The sequence below is a fragment of the Cellulomonas bogoriensis 69B4 = DSM 16987 genome (genome assembly GCF_000767165.1).
Classification (GTDB): Bacteria; Actinomycetota; Actinomycetes; order Actinomycetales; family Cellulomonadaceae; genus Actinotalea; species Actinotalea bogoriensis.
Map to the genome: position 1 here is coordinate 1 of NZ_AXCZ01000319.1, position 1,444 is coordinate 1,444.

A 1,444-nucleotide genomic window follows, 5' to 3' on the forward strand; every position below is an offset into this window, starting at 1 on the left:
GAGATCCTCGACCGCACCCTGGTGCCCGCTCGGCCCGCCCAGGACCACCAGGTGCGGGACGGGGCGTCCCTGCGCGGCGAGCACACCCAGGGCCTCGACCAGGACGTCGGGCGCCTTCAACGGCTGGATGCGTCCCGCGAAGACCACGAGGTCCTCGGTGGCGGGCAGCCCCAGAGCCGCACGCGCGGCCACCGTGGCTCCGCTGCGGCCGTCGGCGCCGGTGACGTGGGCGGCGCCGGGGGTGAACATCCCCAGGTCCACACCGGGTGCGACCACGTGCACCGCCGACGGGTCCGCGTCGTACAGCTCGACGAGGTCCGCGGCCTCCTGCGAGGTGCTGGCCACCAGGCCCTGCGCCGCGGCGACCACCTGCTCCTCACCGATGATCCGGCCGGCGGGCTCCGGGCGCTCACCGGGGGCCAGCGCTGTGTTCTTGACCTTGGCGAGGGTGTGCATGGTGTGCACGAGGGGGACGTCCCAGCGGTCGGCGGCCAACCAGCCCACCTGCCCCGACAACCAGTAGTGGGAGTGGACCACGTCGTACCACCCCGGCGACCGGCCCGCCTCGGTGCGCAGGACGCCCGCGGTGAACGCGCACAGCTGGCCGGGCAGGTCGTTCTTGTGCAGCCCCTCCAGCGGCCCGGCCTGCACGTGCCTGACCGTCACACCGTCGGTCACCTCGACGACCTCGGGCAGGCGCGAGCTGGTCGCCCGGGTGAAGATCTCCACCTGGGCGCCCTCCCCCGCCAGGGCCGCGGCGAGCTCGACGACGTACACGTTCATGCCACCGGCGTCACCCGTGCCGGGCTGGTCCAGCGGTGAGGTGTGGACGCTCAGCATCGCGACCCTCGGTCCGTCCGTGCGCACCCGTCCACCACCTCCGTCCTCGTCCGGCACGCACCGATTATCCGCCCTCGGGCGCGCAGCCGCGGACCGTGCGGCTGCACATGCGGGCCGCGGACGGTCAGTGCGGCACGACGCACGCCGGGAACGGGACCGTGACCTCGCCCAGGACCCGGTCGCCCGCGACCGCGTGGCTCGTGACGCGCCCGGCGTTCTGCACCGCGGTCACCAGGTGCCCGCCCACCAACGCCATGTGCCGGGGCCACGGACCGACCGGACGCTCGTGCTCGTGCTGCAGGCGGGCCCCGCCGTCGTGGACCGAGAACCGCACCACGACGTCCGAACCTCGCACCCCCACCCACACGTCGCCGTCGTGGACGGCCACGTGCGACGGCAGCACCTGCGTGCCCGAGACGCACCCCCGCTCGCAGGCGGGCACCACCTGGACCGGGACGGCCGTGGCCGACTCCGCGTCCCAGCGCAGGACGTGCACCGTCACGTCCAGCTCGCCCACCACGTACAGGTGCCCGCCGGGCCCGTGGGCCATGTGCCGCGGGCCGGTCCCGGGCGGGAGGGCGGCGGCCACGCCCTCGTCGTCCAG

2 protein-coding genes are annotated in these 1,444 nt (G+C 75.0%); both read right to left on the reverse strand.

Features of this window, described 5'->3' with window-relative positions:
* On the reverse strand, nt 1-867 hold an 867-nt coding region (locus N869_RS15025), incomplete at its 3' end, for a glycosyltransferase (protein WP_408606372.1).
* Between the two features lie 97 nt (nt 868-964).
* A partial coding sequence (locus N869_RS15030; RefSeq protein ID WP_035062996.1) for a lactonase family protein occupies nt 965-1,444 on the reverse strand: 480 nt, incomplete at its 5' end.